This is a genomic window from Psychrobacter sp. UBA2769, assembly GCF_002352555.1.
Taxonomy (GTDB): Bacteria; Pseudomonadota; Gammaproteobacteria; order Pseudomonadales; family Moraxellaceae; genus Psychrobacter; species Psychrobacter maritimus.
Window position 1 is genome coordinate 72,190 of record NZ_DEIR01000019.1, and the last position, 22,437, is coordinate 94,626.

19 protein-coding genes are annotated in these 22,437 nt (G+C 40.7%); 14 read left to right on the forward strand and 5 right to left on the reverse strand.

From position 1 onward, the window contains the following. Window positions 1-114 precede the first annotated feature (114 nt). Window positions 115-1,086, reverse strand: a complete 972-nt coding sequence (locus B3Q63_RS08985; protein WP_068406836.1) for a calcium/sodium antiporter — start codon at window positions 1,084-1,086, stop codon at window positions 115-117. Between the two features lie 172 nt (window positions 1,087-1,258). On the opposite strand from B3Q63_RS08985, the gene B3Q63_RS08990 reads away from it, so the two are divergent. From B3Q63_RS08990 to B3Q63_RS09010, 5 genes are all read left to right on the forward strand, one after another. Further along, on the forward strand, window positions 1,259-1,354 hold the full coding sequence (locus tag B3Q63_RS08990; RefSeq protein ID WP_227514060.1) for a hypothetical protein: 96 nt from the start codon (window positions 1,259-1,261) through the stop codon (window positions 1,352-1,354). After that, window positions 1,348-1,872, forward strand: a complete 525-nt coding sequence (locus B3Q63_RS08995; protein WP_068037376.1) for a TIGR00645 family protein — start codon at window positions 1,348-1,350, stop codon at window positions 1,870-1,872. Before B3Q63_RS08990 ends, B3Q63_RS08995 begins: the two co-directional genes overlap by 7 nt. 950 nt (window positions 1,873-2,822) lie before the next feature. Continuing rightward, entirely contained in the window at window positions 2,823-3,347 is a 525-nt protein-coding gene (locus B3Q63_RS09000) for a hypothetical protein (protein ID WP_068037374.1), read from the forward strand. Continuing rightward, window positions 3,334-5,697 (forward strand): hypothetical protein, encoded by a 2,364-nt coding sequence (locus tag B3Q63_RS09005; RefSeq protein WP_201564459.1) that lies wholly within the window; start codon window positions 3,334-3,336, stop codon window positions 5,695-5,697. Before B3Q63_RS09000 ends, B3Q63_RS09005 begins: the two co-directional genes overlap by 14 nt. After that, a complete protein-coding gene (locus B3Q63_RS09010; protein WP_158511270.1) occupies window positions 5,688-9,014 on the forward strand; it encodes a site-specific integrase in 3,327 nt (1,108 codons plus the stop codon). The genes B3Q63_RS09005 and B3Q63_RS09010 overlap by 10 nt, the downstream gene beginning before the upstream one ends. Window positions 9,015-9,136: 122 nt before the next feature. Here the strand turns inward: B3Q63_RS09010 and B3Q63_RS09015 are convergent, their stop codons facing one another. From B3Q63_RS09015 to B3Q63_RS09030, 4 genes are all read right to left on the reverse strand, one after another. Further along, on the reverse strand, window positions 9,137-10,006 hold the full coding sequence (locus B3Q63_RS09015) for an IS982 family transposase (protein ID WP_296175876.1): 870 nt from the start codon (window positions 10,004-10,006) through the stop codon (window positions 9,137-9,139). A 182-nt stretch (window positions 10,007-10,188) separates the two neighbouring features. Then, window positions 10,189-11,073: a prolipoprotein diacylglyceryl transferase gene (gene lgt, locus B3Q63_RS09020; protein ID WP_011959981.1), complete on the reverse strand. Its 885-nt coding sequence runs from the start codon at window positions 11,071-11,073 to the stop codon at window positions 10,189-10,191. A gap of 183 nt (window positions 11,074-11,256) precedes the next feature. Next, complete coding sequence (locus B3Q63_RS09025; protein ID WP_060492334.1) at window positions 11,257-12,729, reverse strand: ATP-binding protein; 1,473 nt, start codon at window positions 12,727-12,729, stop codon at window positions 11,257-11,259. Next, window positions 12,719-13,465 (reverse strand): heavy metal response regulator transcription factor, encoded by a 747-nt coding sequence (locus B3Q63_RS09030; protein WP_296175882.1) that lies wholly within the window; start codon window positions 13,463-13,465, stop codon window positions 12,719-12,721. Before B3Q63_RS09030 ends, B3Q63_RS09025 begins: the two co-directional genes overlap by 11 nt. A 325-nt stretch (window positions 13,466-13,790) precedes the next feature. On the opposite strand from B3Q63_RS09030, the gene B3Q63_RS09035 reads away from it, so the two are divergent. The 9 genes from B3Q63_RS09035 (at window position 13,791) to B3Q63_RS09075 (ending at window position 22,434) form a co-directional block, all read left to right on the forward strand. After that, window positions 13,791-14,117 (forward strand): hypothetical protein, encoded by a 327-nt coding sequence (locus B3Q63_RS09035; protein ID WP_045448097.1) that lies wholly within the window; start codon window positions 13,791-13,793, stop codon window positions 14,115-14,117. A 133-nt stretch (window positions 14,118-14,250) separates the two neighbouring features. Beyond that, complete coding sequence (locus tag B3Q63_RS09040; protein ID WP_011959985.1) at window positions 14,251-14,523, forward strand: hypothetical protein; 273 nt, start codon at window positions 14,251-14,253, stop codon at window positions 14,521-14,523. Between the two features lie 61 nt (window positions 14,524-14,584). Continuing rightward, window positions 14,585-15,208, forward strand: a complete 624-nt coding sequence (locus tag B3Q63_RS09045; RefSeq protein ID WP_045448094.1) for a c-type cytochrome — start codon at window positions 14,585-14,587, stop codon at window positions 15,206-15,208. Between the two features lie 165 nt (window positions 15,209-15,373). After that, window positions 15,374-16,012 carry a DUF411 domain-containing protein gene (locus B3Q63_RS09050; protein ID WP_011959987.1) on the forward strand — a complete coding sequence of 213 codons (639 nt, stop codon included), beginning with the start codon at window positions 15,374-15,376 and terminating at the stop codon, window positions 16,010-16,012. A 94-nt stretch (window positions 16,013-16,106) separates the two neighbouring features. Then, the gene (locus B3Q63_RS09055) at window positions 16,107-17,813 is read left to right on the forward strand and encodes a copper resistance system multicopper oxidase (protein ID WP_238050473.1); all 1,707 of its coding nucleotides are present in this window, start codon (window positions 16,107-16,109) and stop codon (window positions 17,811-17,813) included. Between the two features lie 25 nt (window positions 17,814-17,838). Next, a complete protein-coding gene (locus B3Q63_RS09060) occupies window positions 17,839-18,846 on the forward strand; it encodes a copper resistance protein B (protein ID WP_296175897.1) in 1,008 nt (335 codons plus the stop codon). Window positions 18,847-18,941: 95 nt separating this feature from the next. After that, window positions 18,942-19,418, forward strand: coding sequence for a DUF305 domain-containing protein (locus tag B3Q63_RS09065; RefSeq protein WP_037059145.1), 477 nt, complete (start codon window positions 18,942-18,944; stop codon window positions 19,416-19,418). 129 nt (window positions 19,419-19,547) lie between these two features. Further along, window positions 19,548-19,700 (forward strand): hypothetical protein, encoded by a 153-nt coding sequence (locus B3Q63_RS09070; protein ID WP_296175904.1) that lies wholly within the window; start codon window positions 19,548-19,550, stop codon window positions 19,698-19,700. A 115-nt stretch (window positions 19,701-19,815) separates the two neighbouring features. Continuing rightward, on the forward strand, window positions 19,816-22,434 hold the full coding sequence (locus B3Q63_RS09075; RefSeq protein WP_296175906.1) for a copper-transporting P-type ATPase: 2,619 nt from the start codon (window positions 19,816-19,818) through the stop codon (window positions 22,432-22,434). Window positions 22,435-22,437: the final 3 nt, after the last annotated feature.

Consider the following 22,437-nt stretch of genomic DNA (forward strand, 5'->3'; position numbering starts at 1 on the left):
ATAAAGTCGGGGCGGTTCAATTTGAAGATGCCTAGGTAATTACATGAAAGTCTATGACGAATTATTAGAAACTGTAAACTGTCGAATCAAACGTATGTGATTATTAGTAACTTGCTACATACTGACCGTCTGAATTAACCAGACAGTATAGCCGACGAAAAATAGTACTAAGGTGGTGCCAGAAGTACGACCGAATGCACGCTTGGTTTTAAATGCAAATAGGCACATCGCAAACAGTAGTAAGGTTAAGAGACCCATCGCTAATATATCACGCGACAGAATAATGCTACTCGGAGTAATAGGCGCAATGAGTGCTGCTACACCTACGACTCCTAAAGTATTAAAAACGTTAGAGCCTATAATATTACCCAAAGCCATATCATGCTCGCCTTTACGTGCGGCCGACAAGCTCGCAACTAATTCAGGCAGTGACGTACCGATAGCGACGATAGTGAGACCAATGATAAGCTCACTCAAGCCCCATAAAGTAGCAAGTTCGATAGCGCCCCAAACGATAGCGCGCGAGCTTAGTATTAATACGAGCAAACCAAGAAACAACCTACCTAAACCTTGCGCCATACTGTGTTCAGCTTTTGCAGTTTCTTCTACAGTATCGCCTTCATGTTCGTGGTTGCCTTCACGCAGGCTCAAGATGATTTGTATGCCTAAGACAACGACTAGAAGTACTATTAATACTATACCGTCGGTATTACTTAAGACGCCATCGCTTAATTGCCAAGCAGCTACTGCCGTCACCAACAGTAGTAAGGGCATATCACGATTGATAATACTTTTTCGGATAATAATTGGACTTATCAATACCGTTGCGCCTAATACTAAGGCGATATTAACAATGTTAGAACCATAAGCATTACCCAATGCTAGCTCAGGGCTACCTTCTAAAGCAGCTAACATGGACACTATCATCTCTGGTGCTGAAGTACCTAAACCTAGAATGATGACACCAATCAAAAAACTGGGTACATTCAACTTATTAGCTAAAGCGACGGCACCATCAATAAAAACATCAGCACTCCATACCAAAATTGCTAGTCCTACGACTACTGCAAGTATTGCCAACCACATCAGTGTCTTTCCTTATAAAAGTTAGAGTAATCGTTAAGAAAAATGGGCATAAAAAATTGAGCAATAGAAGGCTCAGTTTTATAGTAGCATAAGCAACCAGCGCAATTATGAGGAAAGGTATTATTATTTTCTATATTTTGAAGTCCTTAACCTCCCATTCAGCCTTGAAAGCATGATTAATGCATTTGCGATTACCAATAATGTGATTGTCATCATATTAAGCCTTGTAATTAATACCATCGAAAACCTTAAGAGATCCCTATGCTAAAGAAAACTGAGCAAAGATTAGAGAAAATCATATTTAATAGCCGTTGGCTACTAGCCCCATTTTATTTGGGATTAGTACTCGGTATTATTTTATTATTTATCAAATTTTTCCAAGAAATGTGGCATATGATCACCCATGTGCTCAGTGCGTCTGAAGCCGATGTGATCGTTGGTGCGTTAGCTCTTATCGACATGTCATTGGTCGCAAGTTTGTTACTCATCATTATATTCAGTGGTTATGAAATCTTTGTCTCAAAAATTGATACAGGGGATCATGAGGATCGTCCTGAATGGATGGGAAAAATTAATTTCTCTGGCCTAAAACTTAAAGTCATCGGTGCTATTGTTGCCATTTCTGCTATCGATCTTCTTAAATCATTTATGGATATACCCAAAGAGATGAGCGAGAGTGATGCTGATAGGTTGATGTGGAAAGTGATTATTCATATGACGTTTGTACTTTCAGGCCTGTTGTTTGCCTTGATGGACAAGATTGTTGGTGATACTAAAAAACATTAAAAAAAGTTCAATAGAAATCTATTTATTAATTTACGCGAATATGCGCTAAGGATCTTAGATGGCATGAGCCAGTTTATTGACCTTATTCGATGACATCAGTGTGATAAGTGATTTGTGCATTAAAATCCTGATGGTAATCTAATCAAGATCTATGAACGTCTAACAGAAATAGAGCTTTTAACAAAACTTAAAAATAAGCAGCCAACCTTTTTAGTAGCAGGCACTGAGGGCCCCCTGTGGTCAGGGATATCTGACTAACTTAGAATTCTCGAGTATATTGATTTTTCTTTGGTCATACTGTTTTTTTACGATAGAGAGTAAGCTTTATAAGACTAGCTCATAACTCGTACTGCGCCCTTAAGCAGTAGACTTCTCTAATATGCTTTTTTCTACCAAATCCTTAATAGCTTTCAATTCAGTATTCGCCGAACACTTCGTCATTATCCCCCCCCTTTTTTTTTGATCATGAGTTTGCCTTAAACACTAATCAACAGTACATTGACCATATTTACTTGCCTTGGATTCAATAGTTGCTGACGGTGGGTCTGCCAAAAGCTGGCTTTACTGATGATTTTATCCGTGGTTTTCTGTGCGCATAATAGTGTTTACTCTAAAGCTTGTAAAAACCAAATCAACCATTCAGTAACATCTGCATTCCCTTTTTGAGTACGCTCTAATATTTTGTAGTAATCATTACGATGTTTAAGTATTTGAGCCGACACGCTATAAAAACGTTGCATGCTAACATCACTTTACGCTACCAGCCCTGTTCCTCGTGAGTAAGGGGATTAACTAGAATACAAGTCATTCTCATCCACTTTAGCATCAAAATCAGAATTAATTATATGCGACACCAATTGACGCTTATCTCTCAGAGCAGCTTTTTTAATATCCTTTAAGGTTGTAAGGTATTTAACAAGGGTAGAGGTCAAATTATAGAGGAATATAAAATGGATAATGTCACTATTGCTAAGTTACAAAAGACTTCAGTCGTGATTGTTAATGACATCGTCAAATTGTTTGAAATCTATAATCAGTTCATTCGTCCGCAAATTAAATCTTCGAACACATTTATAGCTTATCAAAATCTGACGCTAGCCAAGCCTATACTATTTATAAAAACCGGCGAAGTAATACAATTAGTGAATAACTTTGAAGTTTTTTATCTGTTAAAAACTGTAGATCTTAACCAAGAGTTGTGCGCAGAGAAAGTATCCATAGTAAAAATTAATGAAGCGCAATTCGAGGTTAAATATGCATTTTATGAATTGATTGACATTATATGTAGATATCAAAAATATTTAGATATCAGGTTAATTTATATTCATTTAAATAGATTTCTCACTGCTGATATAAACCAGCAGCTTTTTAGCTCAAAAAAATTCTCTATCGGTACTTTTTGTAATCTTATTAACATTCATGAGCAGACTTATTATAAACGTTATAAAAAGGACAAAAATAATGTCAACTATTAAGTCTCACTACCATCTTCGCGATGTACCGAGTCTCGACGTTATCAAACAGACCATCAACCACCAAGGCGATCATGACGATTTTAAGAATAGAGAAAGGGCAGTAGCAGCTATTGGTGATATCGTAGCAGTGGTTCAGGAAGGTTATTGCAATGCTGATCACCAAGAGCAACTGATTAATAAAGTGATAAAAATATTGCATGAGAGACCGGTTGCCGAGCGTGATATGCACATTGGCAGATCTGAGCTCAGTGAAAAGCCGCTTATAATGCAAGTCTTAATTTTGATGCAAAATATCATGTATAAGCGTCGTCAAACCGTTCGTCTTCGGCAGAAGCTGTATTGGCTTGCAATTGCGTTACACACTGCGGTTTTGCTTATATATCATGGCAAAAAGACGCATATGCACAATATTTTGATGCAATTTAAACTGGCTCAATTCTCAAAGGCAGCAACACGAACCTGGATTTGGCGTGAGCTTCCTGAGATACCAGAGCAAAAAGTAGATAATATCTTGATATCACTACAAGATGTGTCAAAGCGTTTAGCGATTAAGTATGGTGATCGTACACAAAAAGAGTTTTTAAAGCTTCCTGATGTCAGACAAATTAATAAGATCATAGCGTCTTATCAAGATGCTCACTATGTGAAAAAACGTCTAAAAATAGAACCCAATAACCAGATAAAGCCTATTAGCCTAGCCAATCAACCTGTATTGTTAGCAGTCAATAATGTTCAAAATGACCTAGGGTCGAATGATGAACATTTTGAAGATTTCGTATTAGAGTCGCAATCGCAGTTTTATACGGCGATGACTGAGAGTTATGAGGGCTTAACCACCACATATGAAGAAAGTATTGATCATTATGACCCGCCCTTTATAAGTTATGAAGTCACTACTGACTTGCCAAAAGGGCTGTCTTTTCCGCTCCAAACGATAGACTTATCGCTGCAACAAAACCACATTTCTCAACAAGAACTCGCGCTCAATTCAAACGTTCGGGTACTACCAAAGTCCAGCTATCAGCGGATATTTTCAGCGCTTTGCCAAGATACTCAGTTTTCAACCAACACTTCCAATCGGGACTGTGCTTACATTTTGTTGCTGTCTATGATTACAGCGTTGCCCATTAAATCTTTAACTATTGCAGGATACATTGGTCATCCGAGTATTTTTAAAATTGGTTTGAATCGAAGCTACATTCATCATTCGCTTGGTATTACCAAACGGCAAGAAGCGTTTAATGGTAGTAAGTATGAAAATCAGCTTGACATCATTAAAATTCCTGTCCCGCAATGGCTTATCGATGAAATATTAACAGGTGAGCTACCATCAGATAATGGTATTCAAGAATATCTTACCTATCTACGCGCTAAAATAAGTTTGCCGTACTTATCAACGAATCGTATTGAGACTGCACTGCATGTGGTGCTTTCTCGCTACACGCCAAACAGCAATGCTCACATCGCTGACCTGATTTGCAGAACGCCTGCCTCTCAAGCTCCAGCCATGTATTACAGCAGTCATCTTAGCGAAGAGATTTTGTCTCACTATAAATTAGCGCTGAGTATATTTAATCAAGACAATCACTTTGATATGTCATATATCACCCCTTGGCACAAGTACACGTTAGGTTCTGGATTTGCATTTACGCCAAATTATGTTCGTGAGATTATCACTGAGCTGCAAGCATGGGCGGACAGCAGTACTGATGCCAATACACATTTTAATCGTATCAGCATTTTCGTATGGTTTGTACTTTGTTTATTAACGGGTGTACGACCAAATAACGGTATCGGACTGATGAGCGATATCGATCTTGAGGCTGGCTGGCTAATGATTGATGACAAACCCAATCGAAAATCAAAGAGTCATAGACTCATACCTTTATGTTCGACACTCATACGCTTACTAAGCGATTACCGGAGCTATTTAATTGGTTATCAGCTTAATAATTTATTGAAACAGGAAATTAGCGAATGTATTGATGAGATACGTCTAGGTAATGAGATCGCATTATTGCGACTGCTATCAGAGAACTTCAGTACACTTGATGTCATCAAACGAGGCGACGCTTATCATATGACCAAAGATATTATTGACACTGACCCTTATTGGACCCGTCATTTTGTACGGACTCAACTTGAAAGACTAGGCGTTGATATGGTGCTCATCAATGCAGTTGTTGGTCATGAAAAAGCGCGCCAACATGCATTAGGACGTTTCTCATCACTTAGTAAGCATCAGATTAAACAAGTGGGTGATCAGTTTGAACAGCTGGCAGAGACATTGGGTTTAAAAGAAATTAATATCAAAAACAATCATGATGAATGGAGCATGTCGTGCTCGTAAATGAAATCAAGCCGCCTAAAATTATAGATACACTGGCAAAATTTGATGGAAGAAAAAAGGCTTATATCCCTGACCCTCAAATACTAGAAGAGGTAGGGAAGGCCAAGCAGCTTGAAATTGGATTGCTTGCTAAGTTTCAAACCAAATGGGAGCAACTACGTCAAGCGTATCCTGATAATATCAAGATACTAAAAGATACTAAAAAATACTCTCGTAAAGCTTGTGCTTATCATAGCCATACTTTTTTAGTAGAGAAGCATAGATGTCGCATTATATATTTTGATAAGCGCTGGTGGCGTTGGGATTTGCTGTTGCAACAGTTCAATATTGTTTTAAATCAACAAATCAGGCCCATAGATGCAGAAGGGTTTTTAGAGTTTCAAAGCTATGCTCATCAAACCATCACGCAGACATGCCAAACAGAGAAAAGAGTTAAACAAGCCTATAAAGTGGTAAATCGTTTTATTGACTATCAAAACAAGCATTTTATGCTTAATGATTATCGCTATCCTAATATCAAGACTGTATTGCCCACAAAATTTAATCCGCTCCTCATTAATAATGATTGGATCACTAAAGGTAAGCAAATTAATGAGATGGTACGAGCGGTAAGTCACCACTGGACACAAACGAGTGAGTATAGCTTAGAAGAAATATTAGGATGGCTGGTTTACTCTGGCATCATGTATGGTGGCATTAATAGTAAAGCCATACTTGAAAGTTGGCTTGAGGCTCTAATAAATGAAAAATACCAGCCATTTATCAATAAGCGATTACTAATATCAGTCCGGTTTCTACAAGCGTATTATGGCAATGAGCGTAGTAACACGCAAAATCAGCTTTACAACACTCAGCAAATTGTTCTAGATATGGTCAGCCAATGCTGGTTGCTACGATATCGCCAAGCAAAAAATAAACTGGCTATCAATGATGAGGCTGAAAAAAGTTTAAAAAAAAGTGCTGAGAGTTACTTGATAAACGCTTTAAAACCAGTGCTTAACAATGGGGGTTTGACGATTTTAACTTTTCCGCAGATGCTGTCTTACGCAAGTTACCATTGGGAGATGCTTGATGGTGCTGATATTGATCAAGCTTCCGTAGCGGTACTGAGTAGCAAGCAAAATACAGCAGGGCTGACCAAAGAGAAGTTTAAAGAATTTTTAGAAGGACAATATAAGAAATCGGTAAAAAATTACGACTTAGACGATATTCTAAAGTTGTCAATAAAAGGATCAGAAAATATATTAGATAAAAGCACGACTCCAAGCCTACATGGTAGAAAAGTACGGCGCTCAGAGCTGATTACGGATATCGCTAGTGATTTTAAAATTGTAGGAAGTCTAAAAAGTAAGAGATTAGGCTATAAACCGCTTACTTTGATCCAAAGGATAGAAAAAAGGTATGAGCAATACACTGCAGTTAATGAGAGGGTGTTTTTAGATTGGATACTGGCTCTTTTAAAAGATGAGTTGGACAATTCTATTAAAAGTACTTCCGTGTTGCAATACATTAGAAGCATTGGCTATGAATGGCTGTATTTTTCAATGAATCAGCCTATTGATGGTTGGGATGAAGAGGACTTTGAGGTGCTCTATGAGGATATTTTGGAGTACAAAACCACAGTTCGCCGTCACATAAATATTTCTTATTATGCAAAGCTGTTACAACGCCTTCATAACTTTGCTCATGAAAATTACGATCTACCACAAGTAACGATTGCCTATGAAAAAGAGGGTCGACGCGTTCGTGCTGAGTTGATTTCCCTTCATATGTATCACGCGATTATTACACAGATTTTGCATAGCGTGGATATTCTAGAGCGAGAGATGTTTGCTTTGATGTTTATGCTGGTCTATCGAACAGGAATGCGTAAAAAGGAGCTGTTAGGATTACGGTACATTGATATAGAAGGCCTAAATTCACCGTCTCCGTCACTTGTTGTTCGTAGTAATCCTTATCGTGATTTAAAAACAGCTGGCAGCAATCGTAGAATCCCTATTTATGCTTTGTTGCAGCCAGACGAGTTGGCATTATTTATAAGATACACACAAAGTACTGTCGGTCTTAATCCTAGAAGCTTTATATTCACACTATCTTCTGAAAAGACGCCAATTGATGATCACGTACCGCTACAACTGCTAAGACGTATCTTACAGGACATCCCAAAAAAGCCAGGTAATAAGCCGGAGCAAACCTTTCATGCGTTTCGACATACGGCGGTTACTAATTTATCACTTGTACTATGTGGTGATACTGAGCTTGTTAAAGCTTTGACTGATTATAACGAAGAAGACATTAAACGGATCAAATATGGCGTTCTTGGTGAGCATCTTAATGCGCAAGATCGCTGGTACGCTCTATCTGGAATCATGGGTCATTTATCACCGCAGCGCAGTTTTGAGTATTACAACCATATCGCTGTTTTAATGGCAACTTATGCGCTGAGCGGCGCTAATATTAAGCTACCAGTTGTTGCCATTAACAACGTCACTGGCATCAATAGAAAAAGGCTTAAAGAGAATGATGCCATTATCGACCATAACGACGTCAGCCTAACTAGCGTCCGAAAGTTGTTGTTTCGAAGTCTTAGTCAGCGCAAATATGAAGCGCCTCGCTTATGTATTAAAAACACGACCCTTTTAGTCGATTCACAAAGTAGGACAGAAACGTTATTTATGCGCTATGGCATGAATAGCATTTGGTTCTTATTACAGCAAAATGCTTTAGGCATAGCTTTAAAGCAGGCTGCAATAATGGTTAATATTGATTTACACGACGCAGATATCATTATAAATCGAGCGCGAAAAGTAGCCAATGTGACCTCGAGCCATGATAACCCTAGATTCATTGGAACAAATGGCCTTCCAAAAAGTATTCAGTACAAAAGTGATTATAGATTACTGTCTTCACTGCAAAGCAGTGCTCAAAAACTACGAGATAACTCATTAGATGATTGGCAGTGGTTTATAGCTCTATGCCAAGAGCATCTATCTTACAGTAAGGCGTTTGTTCCTTTTTCAATCAAAGAAAAGAAAGCGTTACGACGTTTTATCAAAATTGCCAAACAATTACTGCCAGCGAAAAATTGGCTAGTTGCTCATCCTGCGGCATCACAAGTCCATCTTAATTTAGCTGATATGAAGGGATTGCGTAGCATCAGTAAAGATAGTATGGGTACGTTCAACATTGGAATCGCTTTGATTGATAACAGATCCTCTGTAAATGATAAATGGCAATTTTCTCCGTTGCTGCGATTTTTTGTTTATATGGTATTGATTACGGATGAAGAGTTAGTGATTTTAGATAATGCGTCATAAGTTATTTAAGTTTGCTTCGGTGTTCGACAGCGACGCCTAGAATTTAAAAATCAGTGAATCTACTATCAATAATGGGGTAACCCCAGTTCGGGATAAGCCACATTGTAACTCATTGATACTATTTACAATGTCGCTACCTGTCTCTGCTGAGGCATATTTTTGATGGTGGGTTTATAGGGAAACCAGCAATAAGCAATCAAACCTGACAGCAAGTTTGTAATAAAACCCGTGACACTACGATGGCGTGAATGCTCAATCTGACACAAGTTTTTAAGCTCCCCAAACACCGTTTCAACCAAAGAGCGATGATTGAGTAGTGCCTCATCCATAGGCTTGAGTAATTGGGGTTTCATATGACGCCGAAGTTTAGTGATCAACGTAGTATCACTGTGTTTTGTGAGCCACGCGTTTAGGGCTTTACTGATATAGCCTCTATCCCCAAACACAGGTGTTGCCATATCCTTAACAGGCACTCTGTCATCCGTATTACCCGCAGTGACTTTAACAGATACAAGCTCGCCCTTATGATTGATAATGGCGTGTAGCTTAAAGCCATAGAACCAGCCTATGCTGCTTTTGCCTCGGGTTGCAAGTCCCTTAAAGACTTTATGACGGTAGATACGCTTGTTATGACAAACTGCTATCTTGGTTGAATCAATATAGCTGATACCCGTACAGTCGCCCATCATGCTTTGCAAGTAGGCACACAGTGGCATGATACTGCGCGGCACAAGCTCTATAAATCGCGAGTAGCTCGGCAGATTTGGAAACTCCCGTTTCATCATGCCAAGCATGTGATGGTAGTAAAACGCCTTAAACTGTCGATACCGCAGTTGATGAAACAGTACCAAGATGGTCATCATCTCTGCTACACTTATCTGGCATGCTCTTAGCCGTTGACGGCCCGTTGCGATTAAATGAGCGTCAAACTCAGGTTTGAATTGCTGATAAAAGTCGTCAATATGGCAGTATAGTTCGGTTAGGTTGTCCATGTAAGAAGTCCTTTTTGCTTAAGTGGTCTTGGTAAACTTACTTTAGCAACTTTGGACTTCTTTTTTTATCTTTTTTTTGAGCGCTTATCCCGAACTGGGGTTAGGTATTAATTCTGCAAATGGAATGTATCTTGTTAGAACTGCATTTATATTTATTTGTTCATGCACCTCGACACTTATTTCTAATATGCAGACTGCTTACCCCAATCATAAATACCGCGTTTGTAAGCATAAATCAGCATGATTAAGCCGGCGATAATCATCGGCGCGCTTAAGATTTGCCCTTTGGTCATCCAACCTAATAATATGAATCCTTGGTCAGCATCTGGCTGGCGGAAGAATTCAATGATAAAGCGGCTGATGCCATAGCCTAGTAAGAATACAGCGGAGGCGGCCATACGTGGACGTGGTTTTGATGAATACCACCATAAGAATATAAATAGCAGCAGACCTTCGGCAAAGGCTTCATATAGCTGTGATGGATGACGAGGCAATATGTATTGACCATTGACTTCAATCATCAATTCTTGCAATTGTGGATTGCTCTGTAATTGCTCCATATCAAACGCCGCGGCTTGCGGAAAGTAGGTCAGCCAGTTATAGCCACCGTCTGAGACGCGACCCCATAATTCGCCATTGATATAGTTGCCGATACGCCCAAACAGTAAGCCGGTTGGTACACAAGGAACGATAAAATCGAATACTTGAAAGGTAGTCTTTTTATATTTACGGGCAAAGAACCACATACCTAGCATGACGCCGATAAAGCCGCCGTGGAAAGACATACCGCCTTCCCAGACTTTTAATATATAGGCAGGGTTTTGGAGTAATTCACCGAACTGATAAAACAGCACATAGCCAATACGACCGCCTAAGATGACACCAAGCGCGCCATAAAAGACTAAGTCAGAGACCATGTCGGTGGTCCAATTGTCGCGTTTGGTACTGCGATACCAAGCCAAACCGTAAGCGGCAGCAAAGGCTAGCAAATACATTAGCCCATACCAGTGCACTTCCAATGGACCCAAGGAAAGCGCTACGGGATCATACTGAGGATGAATCATCATAAAGGCATCATAATTATTGGTAATAGAATGTATGAAATAGGCTTATATAAGAAATTTTTTGTCCAACAATTGAAAAGTACAACTATCGCAAGTCAGAATCTCATCTTATGGATAGAGAGACCTTCCAAGTAAACTCGCCTTCGATCTAATCTGAGCGGTTCATAGACAGTATGAAGGTATTTACTACCTGGCAATCAACAACTTTACAGCAACCTCAAAAAGACACTCATCTTTGATAGTAATACTAACTTTGCCATTATGAGCATTGGCGATAGCTTGCACAATAGATAAGCCTAAGCCTGTTCCTGAATGCATCGTATTCGTTTTATCATGACGATAGAATCGCTCAAACAGTTTATCGGCTTCAATCTGATTTAATGGTTTGTCTAGACGGTTGGTCATAGTTATTCTTAACCAGAGCTGCTCTGGGGATTGAATATCGTCTTTTGGCGCATTAAGCGAGGTGCTTGAAGTGAGGACAGTAGCGGATATCATAATAGTGCTATTACTAGCCGCATAATAAATCGCATTTGACATCAGGTTGGCAAACAGCCGTTGCAATAAGCCTTTATCACCTAGTACTGTTTTAAAATCACCCGATTTTTCAAAGATTATCTCACGATCCTCAGCAATCATCTCATAATAATCTATAAGCTTTGTGATCAAGCTCTCTATATCGACATGACTGATTTGCGAATCACTCAGCTCTTTTTGAGTTTTTGCCAGTAATAACATATCGTTAATCATGGCGGATAACTGCTTTAACGTATCATGCTGATGATGCAATTGCTCAATGTATTCGTCGCTTTCTCTTGGCTTAGTTAACATGACTTGCGTTTGCGTACTCAGCGTCGCTATTGGCGTACGTAGCTCATGGGCGATATTGTCTGAAAACCGTGATAATGATTCAAAGTTACTTTCAAGCTTGACCATCATAGAATTATAAGACTCCGTTAGTGGACGTAATTCTAACGGCATATCGCCAACCACAATTCTTTCATCTAACCTTTGAAGATTAATGCCTTTCATCTTTTGTACGATAGTAGCTAGGGGAGCAAAACCCCAGTGTACACTTAGTGCTGCTACTGAAACCAATAATAAGGTAATGGCGATAAGTATCAAGCTCAGCTGGCGATTAAACTGGATAAGATATTGATTATGCACATCGATAGGTAGAGCAATAAATGCCAAAACCTCTTGATGTGTAATGATAATGGCTCGGTAATGCCTATTATTTATCTTGATCATAAACTGCTGATCGCGATAGTCCTGCAATAGTTGTAACAAGCTAAAATCTGCCGGTAGATCATTGATGAAATTACTGGGATCGCTGGATAATAATTTGCCATTTTTATCTGATACTAAGGTTTTTAAATCATAATCCAGCCAAGAAGAATGTAGATGATTGGCATCAATTAGCGCTTGCGACTTTGATACTGTGAATGGTTCTATGTGATCTTCCAAACTAACCATACGTTTGCGCAGGTTAAAAGCTGCATGAGTAAGGATTTCTGAGTCCATTTGCTCAAAGTGTCCACTCACAGAGCGCTGAACCCATGCGTAGATAATAACCTGAGAGATAATAACGAACAATGTCAGTAAAAAAATAGTTCGCCATAACAGTGACCAACGCCGATTCTTAGATTTATGTCTCATTTGATGTCAGACTGTCTTTATTAATACTATCGTCGCCCATGCCACTATCCACGTCGACATTCAGTGGCTCTAACTTGTAGCCCATTCCGCGTACCGTATGAATCAGCTTTATATCAAATCCATCATCAATTTTTATCCGCAAGCGCCTTATAGCCACGTCAATGACATTCGTATCACTCTCAAAGTTTATATCCCATACTTGCGAGGCGATCACAGTGCGCGGCAGTACCTCACCTTGACGTTCTAAGAAAAGTTGTAATAAAGCAAACTCTTTAGCAGTCAATTTTATATTAGTGTTGCCTCTATGAACGGTGCGTTTGGCAATATCCATTTTCAGATCAGCTATGTGTATGACCGAGCTTTTATAATCAGATTGATTGGCACGGCGCAATAGGCTTTTTATTCTAACAATCAGTTCAGCAAAAGCAAAAGGCTTGGTCAGATAATCATCGCCACCAATTTCAATACCTTTGATCCGATCGCTTAAATCATCTTTAGCCGTTAAAAATAAAACTGGCGTATGCTTTCCAGCAGCTCGGTAGCGCTGTACCAACTCAAAGCCACTGACGTCAGGTAGCATGACATCCATCAAAACCACACTAAAATCTTCAGTCATTAACGCATGATAGCCATCTAAACCTGTCATGTGATGATCCACGATGAAACCGGCCTCAGTTAAGCCTTTCTTAATATATTCTCCAAGGTTTTTCTCATCTTCTACTAACAGTACTTTCATCGTTGCTTACCTTTATATCATTATAGTTGTCAACAGCGTATCACTAACATTGTTAGCTTATCAGCCATATATTTATCAGGAACCCTTGTTATAACAGTGTTCTTTGGATAGAGACAGATGCTGGTATTTGGTTTTAATGACAAGAAGATGACAATATTATGCTGTTCCTAACGAACATGTAATATCCGTGTCATCTAGCTGTCAGCCACCATTTAGTATTCTAAATCAACGCCGCATATTGGCTTGTCTCTGATACAGACTGCCTCTACGAGTAAAGCAATTATCCTACTTAAACAGTTTGTTATTTATCTTTAAAGGGTCTTATATGAAAAATTATAGTTCATTAAAAAAAGCAGCTTTGCTTTCAGTATCGATGTTAGTGGGCATGTCAGCGGCCAATGCGCATACCACAAACTTAGATGCTTCTGTTCTCGGTAATTGTGATGCGCTCACTAGTTTTGCAAAGAACGCAGATCATAACGATGCACAGATTTCTAGCGCGCAAATGAAAGGCTATGTTGATGCGAGAGTCGCGTGTCAGGTACAGCATCAAGATCAACACTTGCAGTCTGAAAAGTATTTTGTGAAAAAATATGGTAGCGATCGTGATAGAAATGCTGAAGCCATATTAAATGAATATATCGCGCATTAAAATCTAAAGCGGTGAGAATGACAGCATTGTAATCTTAACGTCATCTACCAGTCAGAATGATTAATGTATCATTTAGGCTGGTTTAACAGCTATTGAACTCAATAGCCTTTAATCCAAACAATAGGAATTAATCATGTCACAATTTAAATTACTGTCTAAATCAATCGCAATGACGGCCATCGCTCTTGTCGTATCGACCTCAGCTATGGCGCATGACCCTAAAATGCATGCTGAAAAAGATCAAATGAACTGTGAAAAAATGCAAAAGCATATGGATATGATGGGAAAAATGGATCATAGCAAGATGGACATGAGCGATCCTGCCATGAAAGCGATGATGGCTAACATGGGTAAAATGAAGCAAATGTACCAAAAACACTGCGTTACTAACGACAGTAAATCTTAAAAATTTTAGCTCTGTTAAATAGCAGTCAACACTTAACGGAAATAAATTTTTAGGAAAACATATGAAATTTTTATTGGGTGCGCTCTTTACCGTATTTGTGGCAATCGTTAGCGTGTTTGCGGTTGTTACTAGTGGCGTTGTCAATGTGGGAGCTGACCAAGAGCATAGCCCAATGATGTTTAGCTTTTTAGAAACTGCTCGCAATCGTTCCATAGAAAATGCCAGTAAAGATATTGTGGTACCAGATTTAGAGAAGGTTGAGCTAATCAGTTCTGGTGGCGCGGACTATAAGGATATGTGTGCAGGCTGTCACTTGTCTCCGGGAGTGGCACAAACTGACTTTAGTGAGAGCTTATATCCAAAGCCGCCCAACTTTACCAAGGCTGATATTGTCAAACGTTATCAAACAGAAGACGGTGCAAAGCAAAGCTTTTGGGCAATCAAGCACGGTATTATGGCATCTGGAATGCCTGCGTGGGGCGCGTCCCATGATGACGGTAGAATGTGGGCAATGGTAGCCTTCATTAGATCGTTACCTGAATTAGATGAAAGCCAATACACGATGCTAACCACTAGGATAGATGGCGATATGATGGACATGTCATTTGACGGTGATATGAATATGTCAGATGGTGGTGATATGGGTATGAATATGTCGGATGATGGATCTGGAATGCAGCATTAATACTTTCTAGATATGAAAGCCTCCTAACTCACGGTTGTCGCTATTAATAATGCAGTACTGAACAGTGCTGCATTTAATGTTTTTAGTTAAGTACATAAGAATTCAAATATAGGGTGTAAGTTTTTAGAATATCGAGCATAACAATAGACGTTTAGGAGTAATTTAATGAGACATTACACACATGTGCTTTCTAATGGACATAGCTGGTTATCCGGTCGTGTCCTTTTATTGGTGGTGACATCGTCACTCTCGTTAACGCTAGCCGCTTGCAGCCAATCTAATACCAGTGGCTCTGATTCTCAACCAGTAAAGGTTGAACAGTCTGCTACCCAGAATGCACAAGTACAAAATGAAAGTTCTGCTCCTACAAATGCTCCCGTTAACAGCTCGTCATCATTACTCAAAAACGTCTCAGCCACGGTTTATAAAGATGCCAACTGCGGCTGCTGTAAAGAATGGGTAGGCTATGCAAAAAACAATGGATTAAGTGCAACCACGCACGATGTGGAAGATCTATCCTTATTTAAGGAGCGTTATGGCGTACCACAGCAAATGCGCTCTTGTCATACCACCGTTACCACCGACGGTTTTGTCTTTGAAGGGCATGTCCCTGCTAAACACATGGCTGAATTCTTAGCAAATCCTCCTGCACAAGCTATTGGACTTGCCGTACCGAGTATGCCGGTTGGTAGCCCCGGTATGGAGTATGAAGGTAAATTCATGCCTTATAAGGTAATGCAGCTTAATAAAGACGGCACCACAGAAGTCTATGCTGCTATTGAGTCTCCTCAGCAGCAGCTGTAGTGTTGGCTTAGATGTGAATAGATTCTGTTAAATATCGAAAATATTATAACTATAAGCTTAACCACCATCTCTCAAATTAAATTAGGTCATCATTATGAATAAACAGAACATACTGAACCGCCGACGTTTTTTAACCGGATCCTCTGCTGTCCTTGGTGCTTCATTGATGCCGACTATTGCTAGTAGCGCATTGGGACAATCGAGTCGCTCAGGCAGTCAGGGCGCTACTATTAACAGTGATAAACCCGATCATAAAGTACCCATACTGACAGGCAAAGAGTTTGATCTTTATGTCAGCAAAAAACCCATCATTGTTGATGGCAAGTCAAGCACGGCGACGCTCATTAATGACTCATTACCAGCGCCAACGCTAAAAATGCGCGAGGGCGATACGGTAGTGATACGCGTCCATAACCAAATGAATGAGTCGACCTCTATTCATTGGCATGGTCTACTAGTACCGTTTGAGATGGATGGCGTGCCCGGCATTAGTTTTGATGGTATACCAGCAAATAGCACCTTTACGTATAAATTTACGCTGAAACAATCTGGCACTTATTGGTATCACTCGCACACTGGATTCCAAGAACAAACCGGTATGCGCGGGGCCATCGTCATTGAGCCGAAAGGGCGCGAACGTCATCCTATCGAGGAAGACCATGTCATTTTGCTCAGTGATTGGACGCACCGTGACCCGCACAACTTGGTTAAACTATTAAAGCAACGCGCAGACTTTGATAATTATCATTTACCAGATTTTAAAAAGCTACTGTCCGATATTGCCGCAACAGATCTAAAAGCTGCTTTTGATAAGCGCAAAATGTGGAATCAGATGCGCATGATGCCGACAGACTTTACTGATCTGTCTGGTGAAAAAACCTTTACCTATCTGATGAATGGTAAAACCACAGCGGCTAACTGGACGCAACTTGTCAAGGCTGGACAGCCTGTCAAACTACGTTTTATTAATGGTTCAGCGCAGACGATATTTGATGTACGCATCCCCGGCCTAAAAATGAAAGTCGTCGCGACGGATGGGATTGATGTCAGTCCCGTCGATATCGATGATTTCCGTATTGGGGTGGCCGAGACTTATGATGTCATCGTGACGCCCACTAAAGACGCGCATACCATATTTGCTCAAAACATAGATCGGTCAGGCTATGTTGCGACAACGCTTGCTACCAAAAAAGGTGCTCGTCCTGCGATACCTGCTATGGACAAAATCGAATGGCTGACGATGGCCGACATGATGGGCGCCATGGGATCGAATGGCTATAACGCTAAACATGCCAAAACAGAATATGACTTTAAGTCCGATATGCGCGTTGATAGTCCGCGTATGAACCTTGATGACCCTGGTATTAATCTACGTAACATTGATAGAAAGGTTTTGAATTATAGTCAGTTGCGCTCTGTCGGCGATGAGATAATGGCAGAGCAGCGCAAACCCACCAGAGAGATTGAAATACATCTGACGGGAAACATGGAGCGCTATATTTGGGCTCTAGACGGGGTTATGTTCAAAGATGCCGCACCGGTCAATATTAAGCCCAACGAGCGCGTACGTATTACCTTAGTCAATGACACCATGATGAATCATCCCATGCATTTGCATGGTATGTGGAGCGATCTGCGGATGCCTTCAGGTGAGTTTCAAGTACGTAAGCATACGATAATGGTACAGCCTGCACAAAAGATAAGCTTTGATGTCACCGGAGAAGCTGGCAGATGGGCATGGCATTGCCACTTGCTCTATCACATGGAAGCAGGGATGTTTAGAGAAGTTGCCGTTGTTTAATAAACCTTCGAATATGAGCCTTATTATGAAAATATATAAAGTAGGTCTACCGTTTATTGGCATGTCATCTTTGATGCTACTAATGTCACCTTTAGCAAACGCTGCTGAGATGTCGAACATGGATCATGGCAGTATGGACATGTCTGGTATGGATATGTCAGATATGGATCACAGCAGCATGGATATGTCTGGTATGGACATGTCGGATATGGATCATAGCAAAATGGATATGTCTGGTATGGACATGTCGGATATGGATCACAGTGGCATGGATATGTCAGGCATGGACCATGGCAGTATGGATATGTCAGGTATGCAAGGTGGTAAAGCTCCAGCTGATGCTCGCAGTCCTGACTATTCAAACGGTGTTCCCTATGGTCGCTTTGGTAAGCCTGTGATGATGGGTAGCTTACCGTTATGGGGCGTATCAGTAGACGATCTGGGCTATCAATTTGACGATGATCAAATCAATTATGAGTTTGATACGTGGTACGGTACAGACAGCAACCGCGTAACGCTACGTAGCGAAGGTAGTATCCAAACTAAAGATGATAAAGAAATTGATAGCTTAACCTCACTATCTTACTGGAAGCCACTTAGTATTTTTTGGAATGGGGAAGCCGGTGTTGCTTATGATACCGAAAATGATAAATCTGCCGTGATGGCTGGTATTGCAGGCACTGCACCTTACTTCATCGAAACCGATGCTAGAGCTTATTTATATACTGATGGGCAAGTTCGTCTAGATCTAGGTGCGGAGTATGAGTGGCGCTTAGATCAACATTGGGTAGTGATTCCAGAAGTAGAGCTGACGGCATTTAGCAAAGATGATACAGATAACCATATTACTAAAGGCTTTAATGAGTTTGGGGCTGACGTTAGGCTTACTTACGAGATGTTAAGTCGTCAGCTCGCGCCTTATGTGGGTATCAGCTATGAGACCGCTTTAGGCAACGCAAGAGATTTGCGACGTCAAGAAGACGAAGCTGTTGATTCTAGTAGCGTTACAGCTGGTGTGAAATTTTGGTTCTAGTGTTAACCATGTAAGTAACAACAGTTTATAACACTAGCTCTAAAAAAAGGCACCTCTTTATTTAGGTGCCTTTTTACTAAATTAAGGACAAGAATATGAATAACCATATGGATAATAAACAGAAGCAAATGAACCCTTATGTAAAGTTCACAATCATGATTTTAACATCGACAGTCGTGATGTTTATCATGATGTATTTTAATACTTATCAATGGGATCACGTTTATTTTAGCGAAACCAGAGCTTATATGGCGTTATATATGGGCGCTATGATGGCTATTATTATGCTCGCCTTTATGACCAATATGTATAAAAAGACTAAGGTCAATCTAATGGTTTATGGGATTAGTGTCGTGCTATTTGCCTTTGGTTTATGGGGCGTTAGATCACAACAAACGGTCGATCAAGTGGATTGGATGCAGGCGATGATACCGCATCACTCGATTGCTATTTTGACCAGTTCGCGTGCTGATATCGAAGATCCACGTGTACGTCAGCTTGCTGATGACATTATCGAAGCACAAAAGCGTGAAATCGGTGAGATGCAAGCGCTTATTGATGAGTTGGAATAGGCAGTCACAAATTTTGAGCACTTTGTATTAGGTGTTATTAAGTAAGCAGACTATTGAGAGGTGTACGTTCACACACTAGCACTATATCATTACTTATACTAAGGAAATAACAAATAAGGAGTCCTTGTAATGGTTATTATGATGCACGGCATGATGAATGGATCGATGCACGGTATGGGTTGGGGAGAATCTATTGTCTCCTTATTGTTTACAGTACTGGTTTTTGCGGTACTGATATTGACTATTATGGCCTTACTCAAATATTTGCGTAATAAAGATTAAGTTCCAATTGAAACTTAATTTTCGAGATATCTAGATTAGTAATTAGATGAATAGCAATTAAAGGTTGATGATTGTGCTTTAAAAGCTTTATTTATTGTCTTCAAGGAGTGATTTTATGAAACATATTGCCGATGAAAAATCTATCAAAGGTGGTCAGTACGATAAAGTGCCAGAAAACTATAGTGGTACGGTTTATATCTGCCCGATGCATCCTGAGGTTAGAGATACTGAGAAGAGCGATTGTCCGATATGCGGCATGTTTCTCAAACCTGAAGACGAGGTTGCTGAATCCAACAGTAATGAGGGCAGTCATGCGCATTGTCATAAAGCGGATGCTAATAATAGTACTGAGTTAAAGTCTGTCGAAGGCAATAAGTACGACAAGATACCAGAAAATTATAACGGCACGATTTATATTTGTCCTATGCATCCAGAAGTAAGAGATGTTGAAAAAAGTGACTGCCCAATATGTGGCATGTTTCTTAAACCTGAAGACGAAGTTGCTAAAGATGATAGTCACGCCAGTTGTCATGGAAAGGATACTGATAGTAGCGGAGTAAAATCTGTTAAAGGCGGTAAATACGATAAAGTACCTGCTGATTACGATGGCACGGTATATACCTGTCCTATGCATCCTGAAGTGAGAGACGTTAGAAATAGCGGTTGTCCGATATGTGGTATGGCGCTTGAGCCCGAAACGCTTACTATCGGTGAAGAGGACACCTCAGAGCTTGACGACATGACTCGTCGTTTTTGGATATGTACCGTGTTGACTGTACCGCTATTAATATATGTGATGAGCGGTATGTTTGACTTAAACGTAGTTAATTTTAGTCAGTATGGTATCTCCTCAAAGATCTTACAATGGGCTGAGTTAGTGCTCGCGACCCCTGTAGTGCTTTGGGGCGCCGCCCCGTTTTTCGTCCGTGGCTGGCAGTCTATAAAAAGCCGCAATCTAAATATGTTTACCTTGATTGCGATAGGCGTAGGCGCTGCTTATATTTTTAGTATTGTCGCGACCTTTTTTCCCGATATTTTCCCAGACAGTTTCAGAGATGCCTCTGGTCAAGTCGGAGTCTACTATGAAGCGGCAGCGGTCATTGTGACCTTGGTGCTACTGGGTCAAGTATTAGAGCTCAAAGCTAGAAGTCAAACTTCAGGTGCGATTAGAGCTTTGCTTGAGCTCGCACCACCAACCGCAAGACGTGTCGATGAAAACGGTGAAGAAGTCGAAGTCTCGCTTGATGAGGTCGTCACTGGCGATAAGCTACGGGTTAAACCAGGTGAGAAACTACCCGTAGATGGTACAGTGATCGATGGTAATAGTAATGTTGATGAATCAATGGTGACGGGTGAGCCAATCCCTGTATCAAAAGTAGCAGGAGATACAGTGACTGGTGGTACGGTAAATGGCACCGGAACGCTATTAGTCGAAGCGGTCAATGTTGGAGCAGATTCAGTATTATCTAAAATTGTACAAATGGTTGCTGAAGCCCAGCGTAGCCGCGCACCTATACAGAAATTGGTAGATAAGGTAGCTGGGTGGTTCGTACCGATCGTGCTTATTTGCTCCGTCATTACCTTTATTGTCTGGGCGATATTCGGCCCTGAGCCCGCTATGGCCTATGCCTTGGTTAACGCGATTGCGGTACTGATTATTGCTTGTCCTTGTGCCCTTGGTCTAGCGACGCCGATGTCCATTATGGTTGGTACCGGCAAAGGCGCGCAAAACGGCGTCCTCATCAAAAATGCTGAAGCGTTAGAGAGTATGGAAAAAGTCGATACCATTGTCGTCGACAAGACCGGAACACTGACCGCTGGTAAGCCCGAGCTTACCGCAATTGATGCGCAGGTAGGTCAAGATGAAGACGAGTTCCTCGCATTGGTAGCCTCAGTAGAAAGCGCTAGCGAGCATCCTTTAGCAGAAGCTATCGTTAGAGCAGCTCAAGAAAGATCACTCATTATTCCTAAAGCTACTGACTTTAATTCGACTACTGGCGAAGGCGTACAAGCCGTGGTCGATGGTAAGAAAGTCGCTATTGGTAACTCTAAGCTTATGGAAAGCCTAAATAGTTTTGATAATGAGCTGTCCACTAAAGCTGATGTCCGTAGAAAAGACGGTGAAACGGTAATGTTTGTGGCTATAGACGGTAAAGCTGCTGGTATTATTTCAGTTGCTGACCCTATTAAACCAAGCACTAAAGAGGCTATTTCACTGCTTCATGACGCAGGTTTAAAAGTTGTGATGCTAACCGGTGACAACGAAAAAACCGCGCAGGCAGTCGCCAATAAACTAGGTATTGATGAAGTTCATGCGGATGTCTCACCAGAGGATAAAAACCGTATCGTCAAAGAAATGCAAGACAGCGGTAAATTGGTCGCTATGGCGGGTGATGGTATCAACGACGCACCAGCGCTAGCGCAAGCTAATGTTGGTATCGCTATGGGAACCGGTACCGATGTGGCGATGGAGAGTGCGGGCATTACCCTGCTAAAAGGTGATTTAATGGGCATTGCCAAAGCTTATAAGCTTAGCCACGCCACCATGCGCAATATCAGACAGAATCTGTTTTTTGCCTTTATCTACAATGCACTTGGTGTTCCTATTGCCGCAGGTGTGCTCTATCCCACATTTGGGCTTCTGCTCAGTCCGATGATAGCAGCGGCAGCGATGAGCTTGTCGTCATTCTCGGTGATTGCTAACGCGCTGCGATTGCGCCGTTTGAAACTATAATTC

Bases quoted from the DNA above. Each gene is read 5' to 3' on its own strand.
- B3Q63_RS08985 (WP_068406836.1), bottom strand. From the start codon at position 1,086: ATGTGGTTGGCAATACTTGCAGTAGTCGTAGGACTAGCAATTTTGGTA.
- B3Q63_RS08990 (WP_227514060.1), top strand. From the start codon at position 1,259: ATGATTAATGCATTTGCGATTACCAATAATGTGATTGTCATCATATTA.
- B3Q63_RS08995 (WP_068037376.1), top strand. From the start codon at position 1,348: ATGCTAAAGAAAACTGAGCAAAGATTAGAGAAAATCATATTTAATAGC.
- B3Q63_RS09000 (WP_068037374.1), top strand. From the start codon at position 2,823: ATGGATAATGTCACTATTGCTAAGTTACAAAAGACTTCAGTCGTGATT.
- B3Q63_RS09005 (WP_201564459.1), top strand. From the start codon at position 3,334: ATGTCAACTATTAAGTCTCACTACCATCTTCGCGATGTACCGAGTCTC.
- B3Q63_RS09015 (WP_296175876.1), bottom strand. From the start codon at position 10,006: ATGGACAACCTAACCGAACTATACTGCCATATTGACGACTTTTATCAG.
- lgt (WP_011959981.1), bottom strand. From the start codon at position 11,073: ATGATGATTCATCCTCAGTATGATCCCGTAGCGCTTTCCTTGGGTCCA.
- B3Q63_RS09025 (WP_060492334.1), bottom strand. From the start codon at position 12,729: ATGAGACATAAATCTAAGAATCGGCGTTGGTCACTGTTATGGCGAACT.
- B3Q63_RS09030 (WP_296175882.1), bottom strand. From the start codon at position 13,465: ATGAAAGTACTGTTAGTAGAAGATGAGAAAAACCTTGGAGAATATATT.
- B3Q63_RS09035 (WP_045448097.1), top strand. From the start codon at position 13,791: ATGAAAAATTATAGTTCATTAAAAAAAGCAGCTTTGCTTTCAGTATCG.
- B3Q63_RS09040 (WP_011959985.1), top strand. From the start codon at position 14,251: ATGTCACAATTTAAATTACTGTCTAAATCAATCGCAATGACGGCCATC.
- B3Q63_RS09045 (WP_045448094.1), top strand. From the start codon at position 14,585: ATGAAATTTTTATTGGGTGCGCTCTTTACCGTATTTGTGGCAATCGTT.
- B3Q63_RS09050 (WP_011959987.1), top strand. From the start codon at position 15,374: ATGAGACATTACACACATGTGCTTTCTAATGGACATAGCTGGTTATCC.
- B3Q63_RS09055 (WP_238050473.1), top strand. From the start codon at position 16,107: ATGAATAAACAGAACATACTGAACCGCCGACGTTTTTTAACCGGATCC.
- B3Q63_RS09060 (WP_296175897.1), top strand. From the start codon at position 17,839: ATGAAAATATATAAAGTAGGTCTACCGTTTATTGGCATGTCATCTTTG.
- B3Q63_RS09065 (WP_037059145.1), top strand. From the start codon at position 18,942: ATGAATAACCATATGGATAATAAACAGAAGCAAATGAACCCTTATGTA.
- B3Q63_RS09070 (WP_296175904.1), top strand. From the start codon at position 19,548: ATGGTTATTATGATGCACGGCATGATGAATGGATCGATGCACGGTATG.
- B3Q63_RS09075 (WP_296175906.1), top strand. From the start codon at position 19,816: ATGAAACATATTGCCGATGAAAAATCTATCAAAGGTGGTCAGTACGAT.